Here is a 24644-nt window from a genome sequence, read left to right on the forward strand (position 1 = left end):
AAGCTTAAGTTGCTGCTTAAGCCTGGGTCTCACTTTACCGAAATCGGATGTTTAGGTGGGATTAATTATCCATACAAACGTCTCAAATGGACACTAAAAGTTTGGTTCAAGCTCGTTCTTCGCTTATTATAGCCAAAACTTTTACCGCAAATTAAACAGGCGTTAGTTTGCATAAAGGTTATTTCAGAGGTTCGCGTTGAATAAATCCCTTTTTTTAATACTCCTTTGCGTTATGGCTATGCCGGCTCAGTCCAAATGCTTCCTTGGATCGGAGTTTATTGATAGCGCCATAACATTTAGTAAAAGTTTGAGAGCGGTTAAATCATTCGTTGTTCACTCCGGTCACCCTGATGTGCCTTCATTTGCTGGATCAGTTATAAGTTTTCCTTTGACAGGTAATTTTACAGCGTTACGTTTAGAGCCCTTAACTCCTTATAAGTCAGAAAAAAAAGCATTTATTTTTGCGGTAGATTTACCAACCAAAAAATTTTACGCATATTATACGAATGGTGTTTCAGAACCTTATGAAAACTTAATCAAAGGTAGCGTTGACGGTGAAAGTTGTTCAATCTATTTTGGGGTCAGCGACACAGAAGAGTTTGAAGTAAAGGTTCTCGGGGAAGGCGATATTGAAATAATCTCGCGAGGAAGAACTGATTCTGATCAAAAGCTCACTCTTAACCAACGTTTTGTATTCAGTTCCACCGTACACGCAAACTAATGAGGCATTCAATCGGACAATTTACCGTTGGCTCTTGTTCGTGCCTCACATATTTTAGTCAACAATAAATTGCCCATTAAACGAGGCGCTATATCTACAAGGAAAGTCCACATGAAAATTCGTTTAACATTTCCTACAACAGAAGGTTTCAATTTTACTTTTAAGTTGAGTGAAACCCAAGCTCGGGAAATATTGAAAGCAAAGGTTGATGATAGCGTTTATCTTGATGGCAACGAAGAAGTCGTTACTATTAGAGAAAACTTTATTGAGCATTTCCAAATCGTTAACAGTGGGACATCACTTGAAACGCTAAAGTCTGATAGTGTTCTTCGAATACTAAAGCAAAATCTAAAATGCGATGCTTGGGAAGGTTAAGTAAATATAACAAGCGCATTAAATCGCTCGTAAATTCGTTGGAACGCAAACCGTTTGGTCTGCGCTCCTTTACTCTGGCTCCGTGCTTACCTTTTTCGCGCTTTTCTGAAATAGCGCAGGTTAAGTGGGCATTGCAGTGCTTTTGCTATGCTTTTGCCAACTTTACCTTTTCCAACGCGCGGTAATAGCACATTTTCACTGTGCTTAAATTCAAGCTTAGCACCACGGCAATGTCGTTTAGCGGCAAGTCGTTTTTAAAACGAAAGCATAATACATTTCGTTCTTGAAGGCTTAACGCGCTCACAATGTGGTTGAAGTCTTGCGTTGGGTTGTTATCCCAATCCGCTTCAAAGGTGTCGTCGCTTTGCAATTGCCAATCTTGTTCAATATTTGATTCTTCATCTTCAGCATCGCTGGCATCAACATAGCCATCTTGACGCTGGATTTTGCGATATTGGGTGGCGCAAACGTTGGCGGCAATTTTGTAAATCCACGTTTTTAAGCTGCTACGGCCTTGAAAGGAATGTAACGATTGATACGCCTTTAATAAGGTGTCTTGGCACGCTTCTTCGGCTTCATCGGGGTTGCGTAAGTACATTAAACAATAGCGTAAAAGCTGTGGGCGTAACGCCGTGATGAGGGCGTTGAACTCACCAATAGTCGTTGTATTAGACGCCGCTGGTGCTGCGTCTAATTCTGCTGTGGTTACGGTGTTTAATGCGATGGTTTGCACTGTCTTTACTCATTCAAATAGAAGGTTGAGTGAGCAAATTATCGGTCGAAACTTAAACTCAACTTAAAGTCACATGAAAATACACTTTTTTTCGATTATTTTTTCAGTGCCAATGTGACTTTTTACTGAGGCGCTTGTTGTGTTTGTGCCGGTGTTTGTGAAGGCGCTTCTGGCGCTGGTGGACACGGCATTCTGTCGGTGGTTTTACCGATAACAGACCAACGCTGACGCGGATTAATGATGGTCGGGCGCGCCAAAATTAGATTATTCGGATACACCACAATTTCCCTGTCTTCGGTTATCAATTTGGTGTTAAACGGATTCACCTCGGCAATGTAACCTTCAATGTAGTTATCAACATCAATAATGCGAATGAAGTTGCCGCGACGGAATGAATTTTGAAACAACAAAATGAAATAGCTAGTAATGTTACTGAGCAAAGACCAGCTCGCAAATAACGCTACGCCTGTTAGGGTAATGAGTGATGTAGAAAGCACTAATAAGCCACTAAAGTCGATACCCCACACCAGCAATACAATAGCCACGGTTAAAGTCGCCACTAACAAACGTACTGTATGATAGGCGCGTGTCGCCGCATCGGCTTTTAATTTACTTTGCCCCACTTTTTGTTCAATTTTAGGTAACGCAAGGCGAGTGACGAACAAGTAGAAAAGCAAGGTGACAAGCGACCAAATGAGGCTCGCCTGATAATTGCTGGCCCAGTTTAGTACGTCTACCAACCACGCTGGTTCTAATTGCTGCATTGATTTCTCCGGTATTAATAATAATTTTTCTGGCTGCTATTTACCTGAGCTAGCTTAAACTGAGATTAAGGCCTCGCATCGGGTGAGGTTTGAAGTTGTTCAATTTCGACGATCAGTTCGTCGGCGTCAATGGGTTTATTCAACACTTTTTGTACCACTTTCAGGGCGTTATCTTGAATGTTGTGTTCTGTATAACCCGTTAGCAGGATAGCAGGAATATGTGCATGGTAACGAAGGCGAAGTTGCTGAATGGCATCTAATCCATTTTCACTACCATGCAAATTTAAATCAGTCACGATAACATCTGGCGAGATGTCGCTTTCAGTGAGTTTTTGCTGTGCCTGCGACAGTGAATCAGCGGTAATCACGTTGAATTTTTCCATTTCTAACAAGATGCTGATACTTTCGGCAAGCACGTCGTCATCTTCTAAATACAGCACACAGCCACGGGCAATACTTTCGGTTTGAATAACGCTGGGCGTCTGTTCAATTAACTCCACCATTTCTGCTTTGCTGCCCGGCACTTGCAAGGTAAAACGTGTGCCGTGTTTTCCATCTGAAAATACGCTAACGGGTACACACAAAACTTCCGCGATGCTTTTCACAAAAGCGAGCCCTAAGCCAAAACTGGCGGAATGTTGGCGTGTATCACGAATTTGATAAAACGGCTCAAATACGAGCTCTTGTAGCGCTGGTCGAATACCCGGGCCGGAATCTTCAACAATCAGCTCAACATAGTCATTTTGTTGAATACCCTGAACCCTTACAAACCCCGATGGTGTGTACTTGATGGCGTTACCAATTAAGTTGCGTAGCATCTGAAGTAACAAGTCAGCATCGGTATGCAGGTTGACATTATCTGCGGTAAAGGTGAGTTGCAGGGATTTCTCCTGTGCTTGCTGAGTGAAGTCGTCTTCAAGTTTTTGAAATAAAGGCGATAGCAATACATCTTGGATACGCGGTTTAACTTTACCTTCTTCTAATTCATCGAGATTTAACAAGCGATTCACTAAACGTTCCATCCCTTGCACGATTTGTTTAGCGCGAGATAGATGCTTAATGCCATCAGATGTGGTCTGTTGCCGCGTGAGAATGTTGATTAAGCTGGTTATTTGTTGCAAAGGTTGGCGTAAGTCGTGGCTCGCCGCAGATAAAAAACGGCTTTTCATCTGACTTTTGTTTTCGGCTTCTTGTCGGGCAATGGCCAATTCTGCCGTGCGCTCAGCAACAAGGCGCGCCAGTTGTTCTGAGACATTGGCGTTTTCCAGCGCAATGGCGGCACTTTCGGTAATAATTTGCGCGGCGTTGATGCCGTTGGGAGTCTCGTCAAATGATGCATTGGCTAACTCGCATAGCAAAACACCAATAGGCTCTTCTGCGCGCAAGGGGATCATCCAAACCGACGTTTCATCGCTGTTGGATAAACCCTGTGGCATAAGTTGTGTTAGTAAAGCGTCATCATTGACTAAAAAAGCACGGTTATCGGGGCGAACTAATAAGTGTTGGATTTGTTGTTGAGGCGTTGCTTTGACATTGGTTGTTTTGCTGTTGTGGGTGGGGGCGTCAAAGTACACAAACTGCACATGATGCGCATGAATCAAGGTGCGACACGCTTCTGATACGATGTTTTCAATGCTGCTTCTGTCTCGAGCTAGAGACAATTTGCGTAGCCAAAAAGTAATGTGTTCCATAGCGCTTAATGAATGCGACGTTGTAATTCTTTGTGTCAGCTTAGTCACTTTCTTGATGCAACGGCAATGTTAGCGTAACGCACAGTCCGCCGAGTGCTGAATCTGAAAGTGTAAACTGCCCTTTGTGTAATTGTGTAATGCGTTGGCAAATAGCGAGCCCTAAACCTGTGCCCGATTGTTTTCCATCTTCTGATTTTTGGAATGGAGCTACAATCACGCGTTTATTTTCATCGCTCACGCCTTCGCCGGAATCGTCGATAGTGATACTAACGCTTTGATTTAAAGATGAAAGACCGATAGCAATTGTGCCATGTTCGGGAATATGGTCAACGGCGTTTTGTATCAGATTTTCCAGCAGTGTTGTTATTTGAGCGTTGTTCGCATCAATGCTTGGCAATTTTTCTGGTTGAGCGATATTGAGCGAGACTTGCTTTTTACCAATTGCGGTGGCGAACTTGTGAGCACATTCTTGGACCGTTTGTGACAAATTCACGTGGGTGATGTCTGAGAGCATTTTGCGTTTGGTCAAGCGTGAATAAGCAAGTAGTTGATTCACTAATCGCGTACTTCTATCCACGGCGAGCACGATGTTATTCAGTGCAGTGCGTTGTTGTTCTTTGTTTTCAGTGCGTTGGGCGATTTGTGCTTGTAATCGCATTCCTGCCAGTGGCGTTCTGAGTTCATGTGAGGCTTCCGAACTAAAGGCTTGCTCTTGGCTGATGCGGTCTGTTTCCATCGACAAATAACGATTGATTTCACGTACTAAATCCGCAAGCGGTTGATGTGTGGTCTGACTGGCACCTTGCCCAAGAACCAGCTCGATTCTGTCGGATTTACCTTGATTAACACGATGCAATTGTGTGGTTAAATCGTGAATGCTGGTGGAGATGGATTTTGGTGTTGAACGTGCGTGTAATAGGGCAATGACAACGCTAATAACACCAAGGAAAACAACACTTAATACGTAGCTTGCCGGTAGCGAAACGTCGCTTATTAATTGCGGCACGGCAAGGCTTAAGGCTAACCACAATAATAGCGTCAGTAAGCTAACAAACCATAAAATTGCAGAGTGTGAGGTAACGGCGTTTAAGCGCATGAATAAGGGTTCTCTTGTAGGTAATCGATGCTGAATTAAAAGGCTGAGCACGTTGATATCAAAAGCAGTTATTCCACTAAATAACCAACGTGACGGATAGTTTTCACTGCTGTTTTCCCCAGCTTTTTGCGAATGCCATGAACATGTACTTCAATGGTGTTGCTTTCGACTTCCATATCCCAACCGTAAAGCTTATCTTCAATTTGTGCTTTGCTTAAAATGTGCCCCGGTTTTTCCATTAACACGCGTAAAATCGCAAATTCTTTTGGGCCTAATTTTACTGGCTCATCAGCGAGTGTCACTTTGTGGGTGGAGGGATCAAGGGTAATGTTGCCCACTTGGAATACAGGGGAAGCGCTCCCTTTTGCGCGACGGCTTAATGCGCGAATACGGGCGCGAAGTTCGTCCAAATCAAAGGGTTTAACAAGGTAATCGTCTGCGCCGCTATCAAGTCCCTTTATTTTGTCCGATAATTCATCGTAGGCGGTAAGGATCAGCACAGGAATGTCGTTTTTTTGTTTGCGTAATCCTTGTAATACTTCCAAACCCGAACCATCGGGAAGGCCAATATCGAGCAGCATTAGGTCATATTGATTGGTTGTTAACGCGATTTGTGCATCGGATTTCGTTTTTGCCCAGTCTAGGGCGTAGCTATCCAAGGTTAACCCTTGCACTAAACCATCACCTAAAATCGGGTCGTCTTCCACCACTAAAATACGCATAGTCACCTGTTATCTATATACAATTTGCGAACCCTAGTTAGCCTAACTTAAGTGAATATTAAGGCAACTAATAACCGAGGAGAAGTTGCCTGACGTGAGGCTTTTACTTGTGTTTTTGTTATGCTTTAACAGGTTTCATGTGACTTTTGCCAAAATTTGGCGTCTTTATTTTTTTACTGACAAGCAAAATGGATTCTTATGACAGATTTACTCCCTGAATTAATCGAAGAAGTCGTTGATGCGCCCAAAATGGGCGAGTATGAATCTGTCGCTGGTGTTATTGCCATACAAGCCGCATCGGACACAGCATTATTGTTGGAGTCATTGCCCATTGCTCAGCGTTTATCAACATGGGAAATGGTGCCAAAAAATAAGCGCTTGGATGTGTTGGTTCATATGCGTGGCGACCCAAGGGAAACCTTGATTGATGCCATTGACTCGGAAGATTGGGATGGCATTTTTAGCGACATTGAAGCTGAGCAGTTACTTGAGTTAGCCGACTCACTGCCTTCGAAGTTAGTTGATCGCGCTTTGGTTTCCATGGATAAAAAGCAGCGCCAATACTTTAAGGATGCTAACCAATATCAAGATGAGCAAATTGGTCACTGGCTGGATCACGATGTGTTGGTATTGCCTATTACTGCAAAAGTGCGAGATGGGCTGCGATTAATTCGACGTGGTGTGCCTCATCACATGGATACCATTTTTTTGGTCAATCGTGCGGGACAATTTACCGAAGTAGTGCGCTTGGATAACCTGTTTAAGTCACCTGAACATGTGCCTTTGGTGGATATATCTGAAGAACGAATTGATGTACTTCATGCCGAAGACGACTGTAATTCTGCCGCCTCAGTTGTGCAAAACTCTGTGTTTACCGCGCTGCCAGTGATTAATGAAAATAACGTTTTGTTGGGACGTGTGAATATTCGTACAGCCTGTGAGTTAAAAAACGAATACTATGAGCGTCAAGTGATGGCGACTGCGGGGATGGACGAAGATGAGGATTTATTCTCGCCGGTGAGAAAAAGTGCGCAAAACCGCGCTGTGTGGTTAGGTATTAACTTGCTCACTGCGTTTTTAGCATCGTGGTTTATTGGCTTGTTTGAAGCGACTTTGCAACAAGTGGTTGCTCTTGCGGTATTAATGCCGGTGGTGGCAAGCATGGGCGGTATTGCTGGAAGCCAAACGCTGACTTTGATGATTCGTGGCCTTGCGCTTGGGCAGGTAACGAAATCGAATGTGATGTCGCTGCTGAAAAAGGAAATGCGCGTGGGTGGCCTAAACGGCGCAGTTTGGGCCGTGGTGATTGGCATTGTTGCGTGGATGTGGTTTACCGATCCTTGGCTTGGCATGGTAATTGGCTTAGCGATTTTGCTGAACATTGTGTCTGCCGCGTTGGCAGGTGTTGTTGTACCTGTGGTGTTAGATAAACTGAAAATCGACCCTGCACTTTCTGGTTCGGTGATCTTAACGACGGTCACGGATATTGTGGGGTTTGTAACGTTTCTTGGCTTGGGAACGTTATTTTTGCTGTAGTTTGGATGCTTCGCTTCTTAAGTACGCTGTTATTGAATGAGTCGATAATGTGGATTGATCTGCGTCATGGTGTGGTGAGCGTGAGTGGGTAATAATGCAACCATTATTGACACAAAGATCGATATTATTGCGTTGGCAAGAGGTGAATGATGACGACTTTCGACCCTAGCTTTAAAAAGAAAACGTGCCCAGCTTGTGGTGGAACCGGAATGAAGAGCCGTTCTGAACGTTGTCCTGTATGTAACGGCTCTGGGCGTGAATCGAGTGATAATTATTGCCCGGAATGTCATGCGAATTTAGCGATTGACGAGCCGCATAAAAAAGGGTGTTCGTTTCATGAGGTTTTTCGTCCATCAGGCAAAGGCGGAAAACCGCCGCTATTTTAAACGCGCAGGGCGCTGAGGTATGCCGCTAGTACGCTTGCGCCTTCGGTAAACGCTACTATTCGCTTGCTACTCGGACTTTCGACAAGTCGCGCACCGCTTGGGTAGGGTCTTCGGCTTCCAGCAACGATGTACCCACTAATAACCCATCAAAGCCAACACGCATCAGTAAATTGGCCTCGGCGTTGGTGCTTATGCCGCTAGCGCTTATGATGGCACCGGCTTTCCCCTTCACCGACTCGATTAAGCTAATACCTTTTAATCCGCTGTCAACATCCATCTCTTTTTGGCCGATGTCACGATTGGTAATACCTAAAACAATGGCATTGTGGGAAGGGAGTTGTTCAATTTCTTTTGGTGTTGCTACCTCAATAAAAGGCGTCATGTCCATATCGACGCAAGCGAGAACTAACTTTTCTAAATGCTGTGCTTGTAAAATCTTGGTGGTGAGCAAAACGGCATTCGCACCATTGGCTTTGGACTCTTTCAGCTGCTCTTTGTTAACGATTAAATCTTTTCTGAGCACGGGGATACCGCTCTCTTTGGCCACTTCGGCCATTTCCGCTAGCATGCCAATATTGCCGCCAAACCAGCGACCGGTGACAATCGATAAACAGGCTGCGCCTCCTTCCACGTAAGCGCGGGTGATGTCGGCAACACTACGGTTTCTCAGTAAATCGCCTTTGTTCGGCGAGGACGGTTTTACCTCGGCCAAAACAGGAATAAGGTCTTGCGACTTCACCTCTAAAATGCGTTTTAGCATGTTGCTTTCCATTGTTAACTCCGTGCTTTGTCGCAAGGTTTAGGACTGAGTGTCATGGCTGTATTCCACTGTGCGTTGCAGTAGGTCAAACGCTGCGCCGCTAAAAATCGCTTGATGCGCCATGGCCAAGGCGTCCTTTAGGTTGTCGGCCTGCTTACCTAACAAAATCACGTGAGCGGCATTTAAGGCGACTGTATCCACCGCAGCACTACGTTCATTCGTGGTGAGCAAACGTTTCATTATCTCCACATTTTCATCAGGTTCGCCGCCCGCTAAGTCGAGCATGTCATCGTAATGCATTCCATAATCTAAGGGGTTAAGCACTTGAATAGTGGCTTTCGGATCGTCGGTTAACGCGTACTGGTTTTTACCAATAGCGCTAAACTCATCCAGTCCTACTTCGGCCCACACTGTCATGCTGTTGTTCATGCCGAAGGTTTGCATGGCTTTGGTGAAGATGTCGATGTAACCGTGTTGGCTTACGCCGCAAATTTGTCCGGCGACCTTTATTGGGCACAACAAGGGGCCAATTTTATTAATAAAACCCGCAATATCTCGCAGGTTCAGGGGCATAATAGAAATGGCAATACGGCGCAAAATAGGTGCGTACATTTGAGGAGGAACAAAGCCAATGTTGAGTTCTTCCACCATGTCTTCTAATGCGGTTTCCGAGTGCTTCAGGTTAATACCTAGGTTGGCGAGTAAATCTAATGAACCGCTTTTGCTGTTGTAAGAGTAGGAGCCACTTTTTAACACGGTTGCGCCCGCTGCGGCCGCTACAAAGGTAGATGTGGTGCTAATGTTAAAGGTTGGCGCGCCGCCGCCAGTTCCGACAATATTGATAGCTCTATCGGAGCATTTCAGCACCTTTTTTGGCGCGTCTCTTTCGACATATCGAACGAAGTTTGACATGTCTTTGGCGTTTAATGGCTTAGCAGAAAGAGCGGTTAACGCAACAATAAGTTCGTCGCGCTGTTTTCGGTCTTCGAATACAGAGGTAAAAAAATCTTGATACTCCTGATCGGAAATATCGTCGCTGTTACGCACTAATTTACGCAGGATCGACATGGGCTAATTCCTCCATTTTGCTCGGGTCGGTTTGAATGCTTTTGGTTTGCGCAAGGGCGTTAACGTAGCTTTGTACGGCATCGCTAATGTTGCTGGTGTTATCTAAATTTTCTTCGATGATGTTGGCAATTTGGCTACCCATGATCACGCCATCTAATTCACTGTTGGTGAAAATTTTGCTGATGTCTTCTACGTTTTTCACTCCAAATCCTGCCATTAAAGGCACCGATGTCGCTTGGCGAACTTTGTGGTAAAACTGGCGTATTTTTAGGTCGTGGAAATCAATAGCAGAGCCGGTTCTGCCATACATGGATACTAAGTAAACAAAGCCCTGTGCTTGCGCGAGTGTTTGCTTCATCCTTTCCGAGTTAGTTTGCGGATATAGACTGAAAATAGGTGCAATGTTGTGGGCTTGGGTTTGTTTAATGTAGTCATCAACGTAGAGCGGAGGTAATCCGTGCATCAAGATGCCATCAGCGCCAGCAAGTGCGGCTTGCTCTACAATAAATGCTACACCGCGTGATTTTACCGTGTAGCTAAAATCCACCAGCAAAACGATGGCGCTTTTGCATTCATGTCGATGCTTTTTTAGCATGTCGATAACGGTTTCAAAGTCGACATCATTGGCAATCGCTCGCTCGTGAGAACGAATAAGCGTGGCGCCGTCGGTGAAGGAATTGGCAAAGGGAACGCCAAGCTCTACAACATCAACACCGCTTTCACCGCAGGTTTTTAATAATGCGATAGTGGTGTCCAGCCCCGGATCACCGGCATTCAAAAACACAGTTAGGTTGCGTTGTTTCTGCTCACGATTATGGCGCAAGCGTTGCTCTAAAGGGGTCATTTCATGCTTCTCCTGAAATTAGTTGGAGCTGGAATCTTTTAAAATGACACGCTCAACAGTCGCGCTGATGGCTTCTTCAGGCTTGATAATGGCGCTGATAGAGGAAGTGCGTTCGGTGACATAATTGAGTGTGCTGAAATTGGCATTGGCGCCGCTTAATACGGTTACTAAGGTTTGCCCTGAAAGTTGCTTTTCTGCGCTATATTTACGCAACCCAGCTAACGCAAGGGCGCCGGAAGGCTCCGCTATAGAGCGGGTTTCTTCGAAGATATCTTTAATGGCAAAGCAGATTTCGTCGTTTGTTACGGTAACAACATCATCCACAAATTCTTTAAGAATACGGAAGGTTTCTGAGCCAATTTCGCTGACGGCAACGCCATCGGCAAACTTGCCAACCGACGCCAAACGCTTAGGTTTTTTGTGCAATATGGCTTCTTTTAAACAGGCGGATTCTTCGGATTCCACAGCAATCATTTTTACGTCGGGACGAATTTGTTTGATATAGGCTGCCATACCGGCACATAACCCACCGCCACCAACAGGCACAAACACCGCGTCGATGTGACTGGGGTGTTGGCGCAAAATTTCGGCTGCGACAGTGCCTTGTCCTGAAATAACATCGATGTCGTTGTAGGCATGAACGTAAGTCATGCCGGTTCTGTCCACAATCCGTTTGGAAAGGGCCAGCGCTTCGTCGTAGTTGGCCCCGGAAAGCACAATACGCGCACCGAGGCGGCGTACGGAATCCACTTTAATGCTTGGGGTCGTTAATGGCATAACAATTAATGCTTTGATACCAAGGTGACGAGACGCTAAAGCCAAACCTTGGGCATGATTGCCTGCTGACGCTGCTACCACGCCAGCGTCCCTTTGTTTTTGATTTAACTGCAAAATTTTATTGTAGGCTCCACGAAGTTTGAACGAAAAAATAGGCTGCATATCTTCTCGCTTAATGAAAACCTGATTGTCTAATTGAGCGGAAATCAAGGGTGCTGGTTGCAACGGCGTTTCCACAACTAAATCGTAAATACGGGCTTCCAAAGTGCGTCTGAGATAATCGTTAAGATTGCTATTCATCGTTGTAATACCTTCGCTTCTCATTTTGCGTCTCCTCACGTTGACTAAGTGAGTTAAGTGGACTGAACAACGTCCTCTTGATCAAAGCGGCGTTTGGCAATGCCGCGCATACTGTTAAAGGCATCAATCCATTTATCCACAATTTCATCGCCGTATTTCACGCGGAATTTGGCAATGATTTTGTCGACGGGAATATCAGCGTAGTGCCCTAAATCTTCGACATATTCCATGAACAAGTTATTGTCGAGGTCGTAAGCTTGATATTTGGAGTCGTCGCTACCGTTGAACGCCAAAGGCTCGACTTTGTGGCGTCGACAGGTTAAACGGTCAAAGGCTGGCGTTGCCGCTACCCATTCGTCATTTAATAGAATTTCGGTGAAACCGTGATAAGCGAATTCATTGGTGCCAATCAGGTCAATTAATTGCTGTGTGGCAATGTGATTTTTCACTGTGGCAAAGCCAATACGAGCGGGAATGCCGTTAACGCGACAAAGGGCACAAAGTAACGCCGCTTTACTGACGCAATAACCTTTTCCTTCTTTTATTACAACGCTGGCGCGATAGGCTTCCTCACGGTGAAAGGCAATGTAAGGGTTGTATAAAAAGTCATCTCGGACGCGGTTGTAAAGGGCAACAGCCACCGCGGTTTGGTCGCTCATATCCACATCTTTAAGTACGCGTTTGGAATACTCGATAACGGCAGGGTTGTCGCTATCAATGATGGATGTGGGACTTAAATAAGCGCTCAAATCTTCAGTGCTCATAACGGTATCCTATATTCTAATATGGCATGACCCGCAATGATGCGGGTCGTGTTAAAGACAGGCTCGAAGACTTAGTAAACTGAGCTTTCGCCGTCTGATAAGTTGTGTGCTTCTTTACCTTTAAGCGCAGGCATGAACACGCACACGAGTTTCATTTCGCTGTAAGCTGTGAGGTAGTGTTTGTCGTTTTTATCTAGCGCGTAAATGGTGCCCGGCTTGATGATGTGTTTTTTGTCGTCTTCACAAGTGACTACTTCGCCTTCACCAGCAATGCAGTAGCATGCTTCCATATGATTTTTGTACTCAAGCAACGAGGTCGTGCCTGCATCAATAATGGTTTCGGTAACGCTGTAACCCATTTTGTCTTCTTCGATAAGAAAACGACGGCTGCGGCCATTTCCCCAAGCGATGTCGCGCTCAGAACCAATAATTTCATCTAAACTACGTGTGATCATTTTTACTCTCCCATGAACGAGACAAGCTCGCGCACTTTGTTTGCATCAATAAGGCCGTTTTCGCGCGCGGCTGAATCAATATCGAAGCCGTACAAAGGATGCTTCTTCACCATGCGTTGCATGGAGTGTGCTTCCATGCCACCGGCAAGCATGACTTTTTCTGCCATGTTGCGTTTTTGCAGAAAGTCATCGACGAATTCCGGTTCAATACTGATGCCTGTGCTGCCAATATTTTGGGTGTCTTGATAGCTGTCCAAAATAATGACGTCCGCGCCAGAATCGAGGTAGCGATCAATCAAATCGTCCTCTACACATTTCGATTCTTTCACGTGCACAACTTTGTAAATTTTCAGCGCTTCACCAAAGGTTGATTTGATTTTCCCTACCAATGACGGCAGGTGAAATCCATGCAATTGAATCCCTTCGATACACCCTTTTTCCACTGCATTAGCGATAAGTTTCATATCATGCTGCATGGTGACTAAAATGAATTTGAGATGACGGGTTGGCTGCGTGGATAAGGTCACAAGTTGGTTTATATCCAAATTATGCTTGCCTTGTGGAACACCGTGCCACACGCCGGCATAGGAAACATCGAGGTCATCGAGAAGTGTCACTTCTTCAACTGTTTTTATGCCGCAAATTTTAATTTTCGGTTGCATGGTGTCGCTCATTTCAAATCTGTCACAATGTCTGCTTTGGTTTAACGCTGGGTGATTCGGAATTACGCTAAGCTGATGCCGCGTGACTCCACTAGTTTGCTAACAGCGTCAATCGACTTTAAGTTTTCAGGGTCGATTTCTTCTGGCTCCAAGGTGATGTCGTAAGTGTTTTCGATGAAAGCCACTAACTTAAGTACACCTAAAGAGTCGATAACGCCGCTGGCAATTAGGTCCAAATCATCTGCAAGATGATCGTTGTTTCCGTCAGGAATAAACTCTTCAGTGATGTATTGCTTCAGGTCAGGTAATTTCGACATGTTTCTCTTGCCTCATTTTTTTTAATTGCTGCTTATTTACCTTTCCCGAAGAGGTTTTCGGTAAAGGCTCAGAAGTGATCTCAAACTCATGGGGTACGGCGTAATGCGGTAAGTGCTTAGCGCAGTATGTTTTCAGTTCAAGCATGGAAAGGGTGTCTTCATCGGCGCAGATATACGCAATTAAGCGGTTGCCAATTTCATCGTCGGGCACAGCAAAGGTGCCGACCTCGCGAATAACATCGTGGCTTTGTAGCACGGTGTCGATTTCGGTTACGTTGATGCGATAGCCGTTTGATTTCAATACATCGTCAGCGCGAGCACAGAATTGCACATTGCCATCAGGCAATTGCTTCACGATGTCGTTGGTTTTGAAATATCCATAGCGCGCGTCAGACTCATACAAATATGCTTTGTTGTTACGATAGCCGCGCATTAACGTGGGCGTTTTCACGTAAAGCTCGCCTTCTTCACCAATGCCTGCCGGTTCACCTTCAAGGGTGACGATCATGTAATCCACGTAGGAATAGGCTTTGCCAATGGGAAGTGGATCTGGGATGTCGTCACCTAAGCTGGCGGGGAAGGAAAAAACAAAGCTATTGTTGGTTTCCGTTGAGCCGTAAATATTGTGTAGCGTGGCGTTGCTAAAGTGCGTTGCTAATTTTTTCGCATTCTCGGTACTGAGTTTTTCACCCGCGAATAACACTTGGCGCAGATTTGGATACTGATAGTTTTCAATAGCGCCATATTTCAGTAATAGCACTAATACCGAGGGTACGGATTGCCACACGGTAATGCTTTCAGTGGCAATGAGTTTGGTTAAATAGCGAGGGTTGCCCGACATACCATCAGGCACTAACACAGTAGTTGCTCCCGCGCGATGGGCGGCAAAAATATCAAATATGGACAAATCAAAATGCAATGGTGCGTGGCTGATGCATTTGTCTTCTGCTGTTAACTTGAAGTAATCCACCGACCAATCGCAAAAGCGAGTTAAACAATTGTGGGTGAGCATCACGCCTTTGGGCACGCCGGTTGAACCCGAGGTATATAACACAGTGGCTAAATTCTGGTTCTCGACACGAAAGCCTTTCTTTTCCAACGGAATAGGGGAGCTAGCAGGAATAAGGGTTAAGCTAGCATCGTCGTTAATCACAATTAAATTGGTTTGTGATGCACGCTCACCCAGCGCTTCGTCGAGTTTAGACACATTGTTGGGAGTGGTAACAAGGGTGTCGATTTCACATTGCTTAATGATGTGGCGTAAACGTTCGACGGGATTTTTGATGTCCATCGGCACATAAACAGAGCCCGAGCGCAAAATGCCATAAATGGCGACCACGGCATCAATGCTTTTTTCGATAAACATGCCAACACAGGTTTCGCTTGTCTTAACGAATTGCGCAACTTGAGTGGCAATTTCCGCGCTACGCTGGTTCAAGCCTTGATAGCTAAGTTGATTGTCCTTCATTTTGACGGCAATGACATTGGGCTGATTGGCCGCCATTGGTTCGATAAAGGAGTGGGCTAAATCGATTTTCATAAACATTCCCTAGCAATACTTACAGGCCGAGCATGGAAGCAATGGTGTTACGCTGAACTTCAGAAGAACCAGAGTAAATTTTGCTCGCCACGGAATTGCGTAGGTATTTTTCAATGCCCGCTTCTTTCATGTAGCCATAGCCACCAAAAATTTGCTGTGCATCTAACGATGCGGCAACAAACGCTTCACTGGTGACGACTTTAGCCATGGCTAAGCTGGTGGTGGAGTTCACTTTGCGGTGCATGTCGGAACCGGCTTTGTAAAGCATGGCGCGAGAGGTTTCGAGGCCAATTTTCATGTTGGCAATTTTGTGGGAAACCGCTTGATACTTGCAGATAGGCTCGCCGTACTGCTTTCTGTGTTTGCTGTAGGCAATGGTCTTTTGCAGGAGCGATTCCATCTCGCCCACGTTGATCACGAAAGAAATGAGAATTTCCCACTTCATCACGTAATTAAAAATCGAAAAGCCTTGGCCTTCTTTGCCTAATACGTTTTCTTTTGGAATGACCACATCGTCGAAGAACAGGTCGCACAGCGTGGAACTTTGTAAGCCCATTTTGTGCATGGGTTGACCTTGGGTGAAGCCCGGCGTGCCTTTATCCACAATAAACGCGGTAAAGCCGCCAAGTGTACCTGCGTCTGCATTGGTGCGCGCGTACACAATAAAGGTGTCGGCAATTGGCCCGTTTGAACAAAAGGTTTTGCTGCCGTTTAGCACAAAATCGCCGTTGTCGTTTTTGTCGGCGTGCGTGTCCATGTTCCATGCATCGGAGCCGACTTCAGCTTCGGTAATGGCGTGTGCGCCAATTTTTTCGCCTGCGGCTAATAACGGAAGATACTTTTCTTTTTGAGCGTCGTTACCAAAACGCTGAATGGGTAAGCCTGTGCTCACAATATGCGTGGATAAACCAAAGCTTAAACCGGCGTCGTCGCAAATGCGTCCGAAGTTCTCCATCACGTACATCGCGCTTAGGATGTCTTGCTCCAAACCGCCATATTGTTCAGCAACCAATAACGCAGTAATGCCCGTTTGCTTTACGGTTTCCCAACGTTTTAAGAAAACGTCACGGTCCGCCATGTCTTCTGGGTATTCTGTGTTTAACGCTTCGGACCACTCGTTAATAGAGTGACGTAACGCTTTTTGGTCTTCCGTCCATTCGTACATAAAGTTCGCACCTTAAATTGCTGCTTCATGCCTGCTGCCGCGAGCTTTTCATAAGCGAATTGTGCTTGTGAATGTCGCTTTCACGCAGAGGCAAAGTAATGACTATAGTGGGAGCAACATTAAGGCATTGCGGTAAATAATTAACCTGTACCTTGGGTCAGTTTGTTACACGTTTATGTCAGGTGAAAAGCAAGTGTGGCGGGCAATAGCGGTTTTTAAAAGGCCACTGTACATTGGGGCAGGAGTGCGAATTCAGCGAGCCAATAGAGGTGCGTTTTTGAGAAAGTGAAAACGATAGGGAGAGGGAGTAATGAACACTGATAGCGTAGCCTTTGCTATTCTGAATCACAACAACCCTGCAGCCTATTTAATTCACGCTGAAACCTATGAGTGGATGATGGATATGCTTGATGATCACGAGTTACGCAAAACAGTCGAGAGCCGGCGAGCTGATCTTTCTGAAGCAGTCGAAGGAAAAAATCTATAAACATGAAAAGTATATAAAAATAGGTTTCTAGCAGTGTCATATTGGATAACTAGGTCATCAGGGACATGGCTCTCAAGCTTAAAGTCAGCTATGGCTTGATAAAATTTCTCTATTCCTGCCTTTCCCAATTCTTCGTTTCGAATATCCGGTAACATAGTATTAGATGGTGTTCTAAATTCCTCAGCTGGTAGTGTTTTGGGGGCTGGTTTGGACATATTTCATCGGTCCTCATTTTGTTCAAAGAGCCATACTGGAATGTCGGAAATCAATTGCCCAACTTCCCAGTTCCTGTCATTAAGAATGTATTTTGGGGTGTCATCTGGGACATAAAAATAATAGCAATAAACCATTTCGCCAGAGCTACCAGTATCCTCATGTAACTCAATATCAACTTCTGATAATTCTTCCTCGGTTAAACCTAAAAAGCTCGCTAATGTCTCCGGTTCGGCAGGAGGTTTCCAATCAAAAAATTTAAAAGTATTGCTGTTTGGCTGCTCGGATTCTGCCAAAGGGTGAATTTTGAGTTTTAATGGGATTTGGGTGGATATACCGCTAAAGATGCAAACTCCAGTTGGTAAGGTAGGAATAGATTCCTCTGTAACTTTATCAATGTAAGAAACTGCTTTTGATATAGAGCTTAAATCACGTTCATTAACTAATCGGTGAATAAAATAATTGTGGGCTTGAGAGGTAATCGTATTGGATATATCGTTAGGACGTTGGCTAGAAATTGTGAGGAACGTTCCAAATTTTCGGCCTTCCTTGATAATCTCTTCGAACGTCTCTAGCCTGTGATCTTTCCATGCTTCTGTTTCCCTGAATGATTCATTAGAGAGAATATTGTGGGCTTCATCAATTATGATATTGAGTGACCGGCCATCACGAGAGTTTTTCTTTTCGTCATAGACTGCCTTTGCTACAAGCAATGGCAGCAGCTTTTTGATATCAATATTTACTTTGTCTAAGGAAATAACAACGAAATTGTTTTCTCCCCAAAAGTCGCCTCCATCAAAATTAATAACTTTCTCAATAATAGATTTCTTCTGTTTAAGCTTACCTAGCACAGGCTTTACATGTTCATTTGCTACACGAGAGTTAAGTAAATCATCAATAAGCTGGATATAGACAAATTTTACAAAGTTGTTGAAATCATTTTCAGCAAGAGAAAATTTACCGACCAATGAGTACAAGTTAGAGTTCTTTATATTTTGGGAGTTTTCAGACTCAATAAAGCCATTGCCTACTGCGCTATTACTGATCAATTTAACAGACCCATTGTTGTATATTGATATATCACTCTGAATACCTTCGGAGTCATCAAGGATAGAGTCGAAGTAATTTAGAATAACAGTCGTTTTGGGTTTGTCTGCAAGAAGAAACGCCCTGGAAATTTGCTTTCGGAGGATTCCGATAGCATAAGCATTTGGGTTCTCAGCAGACTTTGCTGCTTTATATTTTTTGAGCGCTCGCTCAAGCATTGGTTTCTGTGTTTTTTCAGTCGCTTCGCAGATAATAGCAATGACGTCAATATCTAGTACCCCTTCTCCTGGTAGAGGCACCTTGTCTGAACTCTGTGTTCTAGTGTTAAGTTTGTATACTTTCTTATGTTTTGTAATACATGTGTTTGAGGTGTATTCGCCATTAAAATCAAATAGTAAGAACCTGCAGCGACTATTAAATACTTCAGAACCGTAATAACATCTTAGCTGATTGTAGGAAGCTTGATAAAAGGAGGTTAGTGTATTGGATTTGCCACTACCAGTGTTTCCAAAAATAGCTATATGAGTATTTAGCAAACCATCAATCGGTAGCGAAACGGGCATTTTATCTACGTGGGTTTCGGCAATACTAATTGATTGCTCAGAATTTGTTATGCCAATGTTGTGAATGATCTCAATTTTATCATTCGTGAGGATGTAGGCTTCATTCCCAATTAGTGGTAACTCAGTCGTACCACCAATGAACTTTGAGTCTCTGTCAATATGACCTGACAAGCTCACTGTTAAGTAGCGTTGATAAGTTGATGTAGGCTGGTTGGTCGATTCATTGATTTTGTCTTCTAATAGCTTTTCGCCCTCAATTTTCCCTATTAAGCTAGTAAACCCTTTCCGAATCTCAATGAAGCTCCCCACGGAAACATTTTTAATAATTGAACCGTTATAGAATAAGTCTGACGAGTTTTTATTTTTATAAATTCGAATAGTGACTGCTCTACCCTGAACTTCGCAGACTTCACCAACCTTTAATATTGCTTCTTTTTTAAGCATTCAACTTAACTCCGGTTTATGCCAAAGCACGACATGGCTTCGTTAAACTCAGAAAAAGCTATTCGCTTATCAGTATCTGGATAAATGATGTCAACATTGGAAAATGATGAGAATTTATCAGAGAGATTATTTTTGGCTTGTTCATCAAAGGCAAAAATAATTAGTTTTAGGGTAGAGTTTCTTAAGGCTCTTTTAGTTAGATCAAGAATATGCTCATCAGCGAAAGAGAAGCCAAAGGCAATGAGGGATGTTTGCTCTTTATCCAATTCATTTGAATAAATCCGCATGAGGTCGTAGTAGGTGTGGTTTAGCAGTGTTGTTTTAAATTTTTCTTTTTTGGGGTAAATCAGGTAATAGTGCTTCAAATATTGAGCGATTTCTTCTTCCGTTAGGCCATCAACATTGGGTAGAGGAGCCGTCTCAGCTTTATATTTAATAACTTCCGAGTTCGAGCTTTCTTGTACCCAAGACATAGAACCATGCAGCTTTATTACGTTCACTACAGGTAGTTCCACCTTATAATCATACAGTGCGCTGGTCTCAAAGAATGTTCGGCTAAAACTTCTTGTTTCGTATTGATATTCATTCTTCAATGTTGAACGTATTTGAAAGCCATCATTTAGTATCAAGCCTTTATACTTCAGAGCTGCACGCTCAAGGAAAACATCGTAGTTGGTTGTAAATATGTTGACTTTTTTAGGGAGGAGAGTGTTTTTTCGCTGTTGAAGTGTGTTTTGAATAATACTAAGGAATTTCTCATAAGAGCATAAAACTCCACTTATATTGTCTTCTTGGGCTATACATGGAGGCTCTAAAGTCAAAAGAGAACAAACTCTTTGTATTTCAATAAGAAACTCATACTCAGTTTTTTCAGCTTGGGTTTTGTCACCTTTGTTGTACAAACTTTGAATTTTGTCTTCAATGTCCCCTGCAACTTTTATGGCTGGATTGGAGGCTCCTGCCCCAAATAAAAAGTTTACATTAGATGATTGAAATACACGAGATAAGTAATCCCTGAAGTCATCACTGTATGGAGCGAAAAACTTATGATTGCACATGCTTGCGTTCCTTGATTTCAGCCTTTCAAAGGCATGGTAATAAGTTGTATTCGTCCTAATTCATACAAGCTAATAGGGGGCATACAAAAGTAGGTAAAGTTCTCAGTACTACTGCTGGGTTATTTTTGTGAGAAAAGGAGTTTAATGTAACCATAAAAGTCTCGTCAAGGTAGTGCTAAGAGAGTTTGGGGTATTGTCATGCCTTCCTTTAAGTCGTCGCAGTTATTTCTTTGCTTAACGAGAATGCATTGGACTCAATACCACCGAAATATCATTGGATAAAGTGTTTGTGCCTATAATTTTTTACGTTTCTCACCGGTTTTTACACGGTCGAATATCTGTTTCTAACAGATTGTTTATGCTGCTTCTTTTGATGAGAATATATACATCATGCTCTTTAGTGGTAGTATAAAGTAAGATTAAGTAACCGGATTTCGGGGAGTAAGTTATGGCAATGGTTAAGAAGAGTATTACCGTAACCGACCAGCAAGATAAATGGCTGCAAAGCCAAATGGCAACGGGAAATTATGGCACAGACAGTGAAATTATCCGCGAAGCTTTACGTGAAAAACAGATGCGTATGGCAGAAGTTGAGGCCATTCGCGCTAAGCTTATCGCCGCAGAGCAAAGCGGGTTTACTGAAAAAAATGCACAGGAAATGCTAGCCGAGTTTAAGGAGAAGGCGCTCGAAGATGGGAAATTATAGAATATCAAATAGTGCGCGAGAAGATTTGCAGCGTATTTGGTTATGGGGGTTAGAGCAGTTCGGCGAGGCTCAGGCCGATACCTATTTTACTAAGCTGATCGAACGGTTTGAAATGTTAGCAGCAAAACCTCATCTTGCCCCTTCGGTGGATCATATTCGTGCAGGATATCGCCGAAATGTCTGTGGTTCAGAGAGCATTTATTATCGCATTGAGGATGAATATATCGAGATCATGGCTGTGATAGGACGTCAAGACATTCATAATCATCTATCTGATAATGAAGAAAGCCAAGATGCTATTAGCTGAAGTAGGTTATAAGCTTTTCCCAATCCAATCCAATCCAAACAATCCCACCTGTACTTTAGATCAGCAGCCTTTTGCAAAATTTTCGTAATCTGCACAACCACGTAAATCACCACTTAATTTACCTGCACTCGTAGGCTGTTTCTCAATAACTAGTCACCGCTTAACCCCTGTTTTATTGCGGTTTTAAGGCAATTTTCGGCTTTGAAAAAACCTGTACCTTGGTTCAGTTGTTTGTGTAGGCGTAATCGGGAGAATTTATTGCACATTTACAAACGCTAACACAACAACAGGTGTTTCATGGTTCGACGTGTCGTCATTACAGGTTGCGGAGTAATTTCAAGCATTGGTAATTCGCTTGATGAAGTTGCGGAGTCGCTTAGGCTCAACCGCTCTGGCATTGAGTTTGTGCCCGAGTACAAAGCGCTAGGCTATGCAAGTCATGTGGCGGGCACAATTAAAGGCTTGGGTACGGCAGATGAAATTCGCAAGCCGTTTGGGCCGAAGGCGCGTTTTATGGATATGTCGGCACTTTACGGGCTACTCGCTTGTGAGCAAGCGTTAGCGGATGCCGGATTAACCGCAGAAAACCTACAAGATGAGCGCGTAGGGTGCTTGCTAGGCAGTTCGTTTAGTAATTCCGACCCATACAAACAAATATTCGACCGATTAGGAAAACGCCAACATGACGTGAGCGCATTCGATATTGCGCGTGCTCTAACCAATACCATGACTGCCAACTTCTCGTATTACTACGGCATTAAGGGCCGTAGCTATTCGATTGGTTCTGCTTGTGCAACGGCTACGCACAACATTGGACACGCGTTCGAATGCATCCGTCATGGCGTTTCCGACATGATGGTGGCTGGTGGTGCAGAAGAAGTCACTCCTGCGCTTACCGGCATGTTCGAAGGCATGCGTCGAGCGTTATCGAAAAAACACAACAAAACCCCAAGCAGCGCATCGCGCCCTTACGACAAATCCCGAGATGGTTTTGTTATTAGCGGCGGCGCAGGCATTGTTATTCTTGAAGAATACGAACGTGCCGTGGCCCGTGGCGCAAAAATTTACGGTGAGATTACCGGTTTTGGCGCCACTGCTGATGGCCACGACATCATCGCGCCGGACCCAACCGGCAACGGCAACTTACGTTGTATGAGCGAAGCGCTGACACAGTCTGGATTAGCGCCATCAGAAATTGATTATGTTAATACTCACGGCACCTCCACACCTAAAGGGGATGTGGTTGAAGTGAAATCCATCACCAAGTTGTTTGGTGAGCACCCAGTCAAAATTTCCTCCACCAAAGCGTTAACCGGACACGGCATTGGCGCAGCGGGTGGATTAGAGCTGATTTTCTGTTTGTTGATGATGCAGGAAAACTTCGTCACCGCCTCGGCTCACATCGAAAATCTCGACGATGAACTGGCTAACGCCAACATCGTTCGCGAAAACCTAAGCAGCAAGCTTAACCACATTTTAAGTAACTCGTTCGGATTCGGCGGGACCAACGCATCGTTGATTGTCTCACGCTGTGACTAATCGAATTATCAACGTAACTATTTAATAAACCTGGAGATATTCATGGATAAAGATGAAGTAGCGAAAAAAGTCATTGAGATTATCAATGGATCACTTTTTGAACCAAAAGAGATTGGTTGGGATGACCACCTAGAAGACGATGTGGGCCTTGATTCGATTGGTTATATCACACTGACTGAAGGCATCGAAAAGCACTTCAATGTGGATATTCCAGACGAAGAAGTTGAGTCCTTCAAAACTGTTCGCGAAGCCGTTGAAGCTATTTTGGCTGCGCCAGCGCTAGAAGACGACGAATAAGTCGTCCCCTTCAGCCAAACAAAAGAAGTGTAAGACAATGAGAGAATATCAAGACGACGAAACAACAAACGATGACGACTTAGGCCAATACCCTAAGAACTTCCAGATCGGTGATCGTGTACCTAAGGGTAATAGCCATAATGCCGCGTCATACAAAAAACGTGTTGAATGGGCAAATGAGCGCATTGGTTTTGACTTAGAAGCCATTACTAACCACCAAATCGACCCGAAGCGCGTGCGCGGTGTGGTTGAAAACTTCGTGGGCGCAGTGCAAATCCCTATTGGTATGGTGGGCCCATTACAAGTGAATGGTGATCTTGCTAAAGGCATGTTTGTTGCGCCATTTGCCACCGTAGAAGGGGTTATCACTTTATCTGCTTCTCGTGGTGCGCGAGTTATTAACGATTCAGGCGGTATCCGTTGCCATATCTTAAAGCGCCAAATGACGCGTGCGCCAGTTTTCCAATTCAAAAACCTTGATGAGTGTCAGGCGTTTATTCGCTGGACTCGCCAGAATTTCGACCAAATCAAAACCGAGTGCGACAAATTATCGCGCCACGGTAAGTTAGAAGAAATTCAAGAGTACATCATTGGTAACACCGTACACCTTAAGTTCTGCTTCTTCACGAGCCAAGCAGCAGGGCAAAACATGGTAACGGTAATGACGGATAACGGCACCATTTGGATTCGTGATCATTTCACGCCAGATACCGGCATTCCAATCCGCTTCTACTCAATCGAAGGCAACATTGCTGGCGACAAGAAGATCAACATGAAGAACATCAACGACTGGACATCAGCTCGTGGTGCGCGCGTGTTTACTGAAGTCTTCTTGAAAGAAGAAGCCATGTTGGAACACTTCAACTGTTCTATTGAGCAATTCCAAGCCGAAGCGAAACAAGCGGAAGCAGCAAACGTTTTCGCAGGCACGCCGGGCGGTTTCTCTGTTAACGCAGTGAACGTTATCGCCGCGATGTATGCAGCAACGGGCCAAGATTTAGGTTGCGTATATGAGTCGGGCGCGCAGCAAAACTTCTGGGAAGTACAAGATGGCGGTGTTTACTGGTCATCCACCTTCCACTGCATCGTTACCGGTACCAAGTCGAACGCATCACGTCTGCCTACGCAGAACGAAATGATGAAAATGTTGGGCTGTGACGGCGACCACGGCGCTGAAAAACTGGCGGAATTGATTGCGGCTTTTGCGGTGTCGTTAGACATCTCAACATTGGCATCTGTTGCAAACGATACGTTCAGTAAAGCACACCGTATTTGCGGCCGAGGCTAAGCAAGCTCAATCGCCAGAC

At 44.3% G+C, this 24644-nt stretch carries 26 protein-coding genes and 1 pseudogene; 10 read left to right on the forward strand and 17 right to left on the reverse strand.

Translation table 11 applies throughout. The annotated features are described in order from the left end of the window. Positions 1-196 precede the first annotated feature (196 nt). Both HJG39_RS13595 and HJG39_RS13600 read left to right on the forward strand, forming a co-directional pair. A complete protein-coding gene (locus HJG39_RS13595) occupies positions 197-721 on the forward strand; it encodes a hypothetical protein (RefSeq protein WP_268409882.1) in 525 nt (174 codons plus the stop codon). Positions 722-832: 111 nt separating this feature from the next. Then, a complete protein-coding gene (locus tag HJG39_RS13600; protein WP_268409883.1) occupies positions 833-1096 on the forward strand; it encodes a hypothetical protein in 264 nt (87 codons plus the stop codon). Between the two features lie 145 nt (positions 1097-1241). On the opposite strand, the gene HJG39_RS13605 is transcribed toward HJG39_RS13600, so the two are convergent. The 5 genes from HJG39_RS13605 to HJG39_RS13625 all read right to left on the reverse strand — a co-directional run bounded on the left by HJG39_RS13605 (position 1242) and on the right by HJG39_RS13625 (position 6102). Next, a complete protein-coding gene (locus tag HJG39_RS13605; RefSeq protein ID WP_268409885.1) occupies positions 1242-1829 on the reverse strand; it encodes an RNA polymerase sigma factor in 588 nt (195 codons plus the stop codon). A 122-nt stretch (positions 1830-1951) separates the two neighbouring features. Beyond that, on the reverse strand, positions 1952-2593 hold the full coding sequence (locus tag HJG39_RS13610; RefSeq protein WP_268409887.1) for a mechanosensitive ion channel family protein: 642 nt from the start codon (positions 2591-2593) through the stop codon (positions 1952-1954). 65 nt (positions 2594-2658) lie between these two features. Next, positions 2659-4332 carry a hybrid sensor histidine kinase/response regulator gene (locus tag HJG39_RS13615; protein WP_268409888.1) on the reverse strand — a complete coding sequence of 558 codons (1674 nt, stop codon included), beginning with the start codon at positions 4330-4332 and terminating at the stop codon, positions 2659-2661. Further along, the gene (locus HJG39_RS13620; RefSeq protein ID WP_268409890.1) at positions 4325-5380 is read right to left on the reverse strand and encodes a sensor histidine kinase; all 1056 of its coding nucleotides are present in this window, start codon (positions 5378-5380) and stop codon (positions 4325-4327) included. The genes HJG39_RS13615 and HJG39_RS13620 overlap by 8 nt, the downstream gene beginning before the upstream one ends. Positions 5381-5448: 68 nt before the next feature. Next, the gene (locus tag HJG39_RS13625; RefSeq protein WP_268409891.1) at positions 5449-6102 is read right to left on the reverse strand and encodes a response regulator; all 654 of its coding nucleotides are present in this window, start codon (positions 6100-6102) and stop codon (positions 5449-5451) included. A gap of 198 nt (positions 6103-6300) precedes the next feature. Here HJG39_RS13625 and HJG39_RS13630 point away from each other — a divergent pair, with 198 nt between their 5' ends. Then, the gene (locus HJG39_RS13630) at positions 6301-7638 is read left to right on the forward strand and encodes a magnesium transporter (RefSeq protein ID WP_268409893.1); all 1338 of its coding nucleotides are present in this window, start codon (positions 6301-6303) and stop codon (positions 7636-7638) included. A gap of 146 nt (positions 7639-7784) precedes the next feature. Further along, complete coding sequence (locus HJG39_RS13635) at positions 7785-8024, forward strand: hypothetical protein (RefSeq protein WP_268409895.1); 240 nt, start codon at positions 7785-7787, stop codon at positions 8022-8024. Positions 8025-8079: 55 nt separating this feature from the next. Here HJG39_RS13635 and HJG39_RS13640 read toward each other — a convergent pair whose 3' ends face one another. The 10 genes from HJG39_RS13640 to HJG39_RS13685 form a co-directional block, all read right to left on the reverse strand. Continuing rightward, on the reverse strand, positions 8080-8820 hold the full coding sequence (locus HJG39_RS13640; protein ID WP_326849262.1) for an indole-3-glycerol-phosphate synthase: 741 nt from the start codon (positions 8818-8820) through the stop codon (positions 8080-8082). A 3-nt stretch (positions 8821-8823) separates the two neighbouring features. Then, complete coding sequence (gene trpD / locus HJG39_RS13645; protein ID WP_268409898.1) at positions 8824-9852, reverse strand: anthranilate phosphoribosyltransferase; 1029 nt, start codon at positions 9850-9852, stop codon at positions 8824-8826. Next, entirely contained in the window at positions 9836-10696 is an 861-nt protein-coding gene (trpA, locus tag HJG39_RS13650; RefSeq protein WP_268409899.1) for a tryptophan synthase subunit alpha, read from the reverse strand. The genes trpD and trpA overlap by 17 nt, the downstream gene beginning before the upstream one ends. Positions 10697-10714: 18 nt before the next feature. Next, positions 10715-11797: a threonine ammonia-lyase, biosynthetic gene (gene ilvA, locus HJG39_RS13655; protein ID WP_268409901.1), complete on the reverse strand. Its 1083-nt coding sequence runs from the start codon at positions 11795-11797 to the stop codon at positions 10715-10717. A gap of 29 nt (positions 11798-11826) precedes the next feature. Next, complete coding sequence (locus tag HJG39_RS13660) at positions 11827-12537, reverse strand: transglutaminase-like domain-containing protein (RefSeq protein WP_268409903.1); 711 nt, start codon at positions 12535-12537, stop codon at positions 11827-11829. Positions 12538-12608: 71 nt separating this feature from the next. Next, on the reverse strand, positions 12609-12992 hold the full coding sequence (locus HJG39_RS13665; protein ID WP_268409905.1) for an ectoine synthase: 384 nt from the start codon (positions 12990-12992) through the stop codon (positions 12609-12611). 2 nt (positions 12993-12994) lie between these two features. Continuing rightward, a complete protein-coding gene (locus HJG39_RS13670) occupies positions 12995-13654 on the reverse strand; it encodes a phosphoribosylanthranilate isomerase (protein WP_268409906.1) in 660 nt (219 codons plus the stop codon). Between the two features lie 62 nt (positions 13655-13716). Next, positions 13717-13971, reverse strand: coding sequence for an acyl carrier protein (locus HJG39_RS13675; protein WP_268409908.1), 255 nt, complete (start codon positions 13969-13971; stop codon positions 13717-13719). Next, positions 13955-15511, reverse strand: coding sequence for an amino acid adenylation domain-containing protein (locus HJG39_RS13680; RefSeq protein ID WP_268409909.1), 1557 nt, complete (start codon positions 15509-15511; stop codon positions 13955-13957). The genes HJG39_RS13675 and HJG39_RS13680 overlap by 17 nt, the downstream gene beginning before the upstream one ends. Before the next feature lie 19 nt (positions 15512-15530). Beyond that, a complete protein-coding gene (locus HJG39_RS13685) occupies positions 15531-16676 on the reverse strand; it encodes an acyl-CoA dehydrogenase family protein (RefSeq protein WP_268409910.1) in 1146 nt (381 codons plus the stop codon). Positions 16677-16995: 319 nt separating this feature from the next. Between HJG39_RS13685 and HJG39_RS13690 the strand changes: the two are divergent. After that, positions 16996-17163: pseudogene (locus tag HJG39_RS13690) on the forward strand (antitoxin); the annotation flags it as partial. Between the two features lie 218 nt (positions 17164-17381). On the opposite strand, the gene HJG39_RS13695 reads toward HJG39_RS13690, so the two are convergent. Together HJG39_RS13695 and HJG39_RS13700 are read right to left on the reverse strand one after the other, a co-directional pair. Then, positions 17382-19430, reverse strand: a complete 2049-nt coding sequence (locus tag HJG39_RS13695; protein ID WP_268409911.1) for an ATP-binding protein — start codon at positions 19428-19430, stop codon at positions 17382-17384. A gap of 5 nt (positions 19431-19435) precedes the next feature. Continuing rightward, entirely contained in the window at positions 19436-20488 is a 1053-nt protein-coding gene (locus tag HJG39_RS13700) for an SIR2 family protein (RefSeq protein ID WP_268409912.1), read from the reverse strand. Positions 20489-20936: 448 nt separating this feature from the next. Between HJG39_RS13700 and HJG39_RS13705 the strand changes: the two genes are divergently transcribed. From HJG39_RS13705 to HJG39_RS13725, 5 genes are all read left to right on the forward strand, one after another. Further along, on the forward strand, positions 20937-21194 hold the full coding sequence (locus HJG39_RS13705; RefSeq protein WP_268409913.1) for a type II toxin-antitoxin system ParD family antitoxin: 258 nt from the start codon (positions 20937-20939) through the stop codon (positions 21192-21194). Further along, positions 21181-21501 carry a type II toxin-antitoxin system RelE/ParE family toxin gene (locus tag HJG39_RS13710; RefSeq protein WP_268409914.1) on the forward strand — a complete coding sequence of 107 codons (321 nt, stop codon included), beginning with the start codon at positions 21181-21183 and terminating at the stop codon, positions 21499-21501. The genes HJG39_RS13705 and HJG39_RS13710 overlap by 14 nt, the downstream gene beginning before the upstream one ends. 297 nt (positions 21502-21798) lie before the next feature. Continuing rightward, positions 21799-23040 (forward strand): beta-ketoacyl-[acyl-carrier-protein] synthase family protein, encoded by a 1242-nt coding sequence (locus HJG39_RS13715; RefSeq protein ID WP_268409915.1) that lies wholly within the window; start codon positions 21799-21801, stop codon positions 23038-23040. 42 nt (positions 23041-23082) lie between these two features. Next, complete coding sequence (locus HJG39_RS13720) at positions 23083-23337, forward strand: acyl carrier protein (RefSeq protein WP_268409916.1); 255 nt, start codon at positions 23083-23085, stop codon at positions 23335-23337. Between the two features lie 37 nt (positions 23338-23374). Continuing rightward, complete coding sequence (locus HJG39_RS13725) at positions 23375-24625, forward strand: hypothetical protein (protein WP_268409917.1); 1251 nt, start codon at positions 23375-23377, stop codon at positions 24623-24625. The last annotated feature ends 19 nt before the right edge of the window (positions 24626-24644 follow it).

Origin of the sequence: Alteromonas sp. a30, from assembly GCF_026788005.1 — a bacterium.
Classification (GTDB): Bacteria; Pseudomonadota; Gammaproteobacteria; order Enterobacterales; family Alteromonadaceae; genus Paraneptunicella.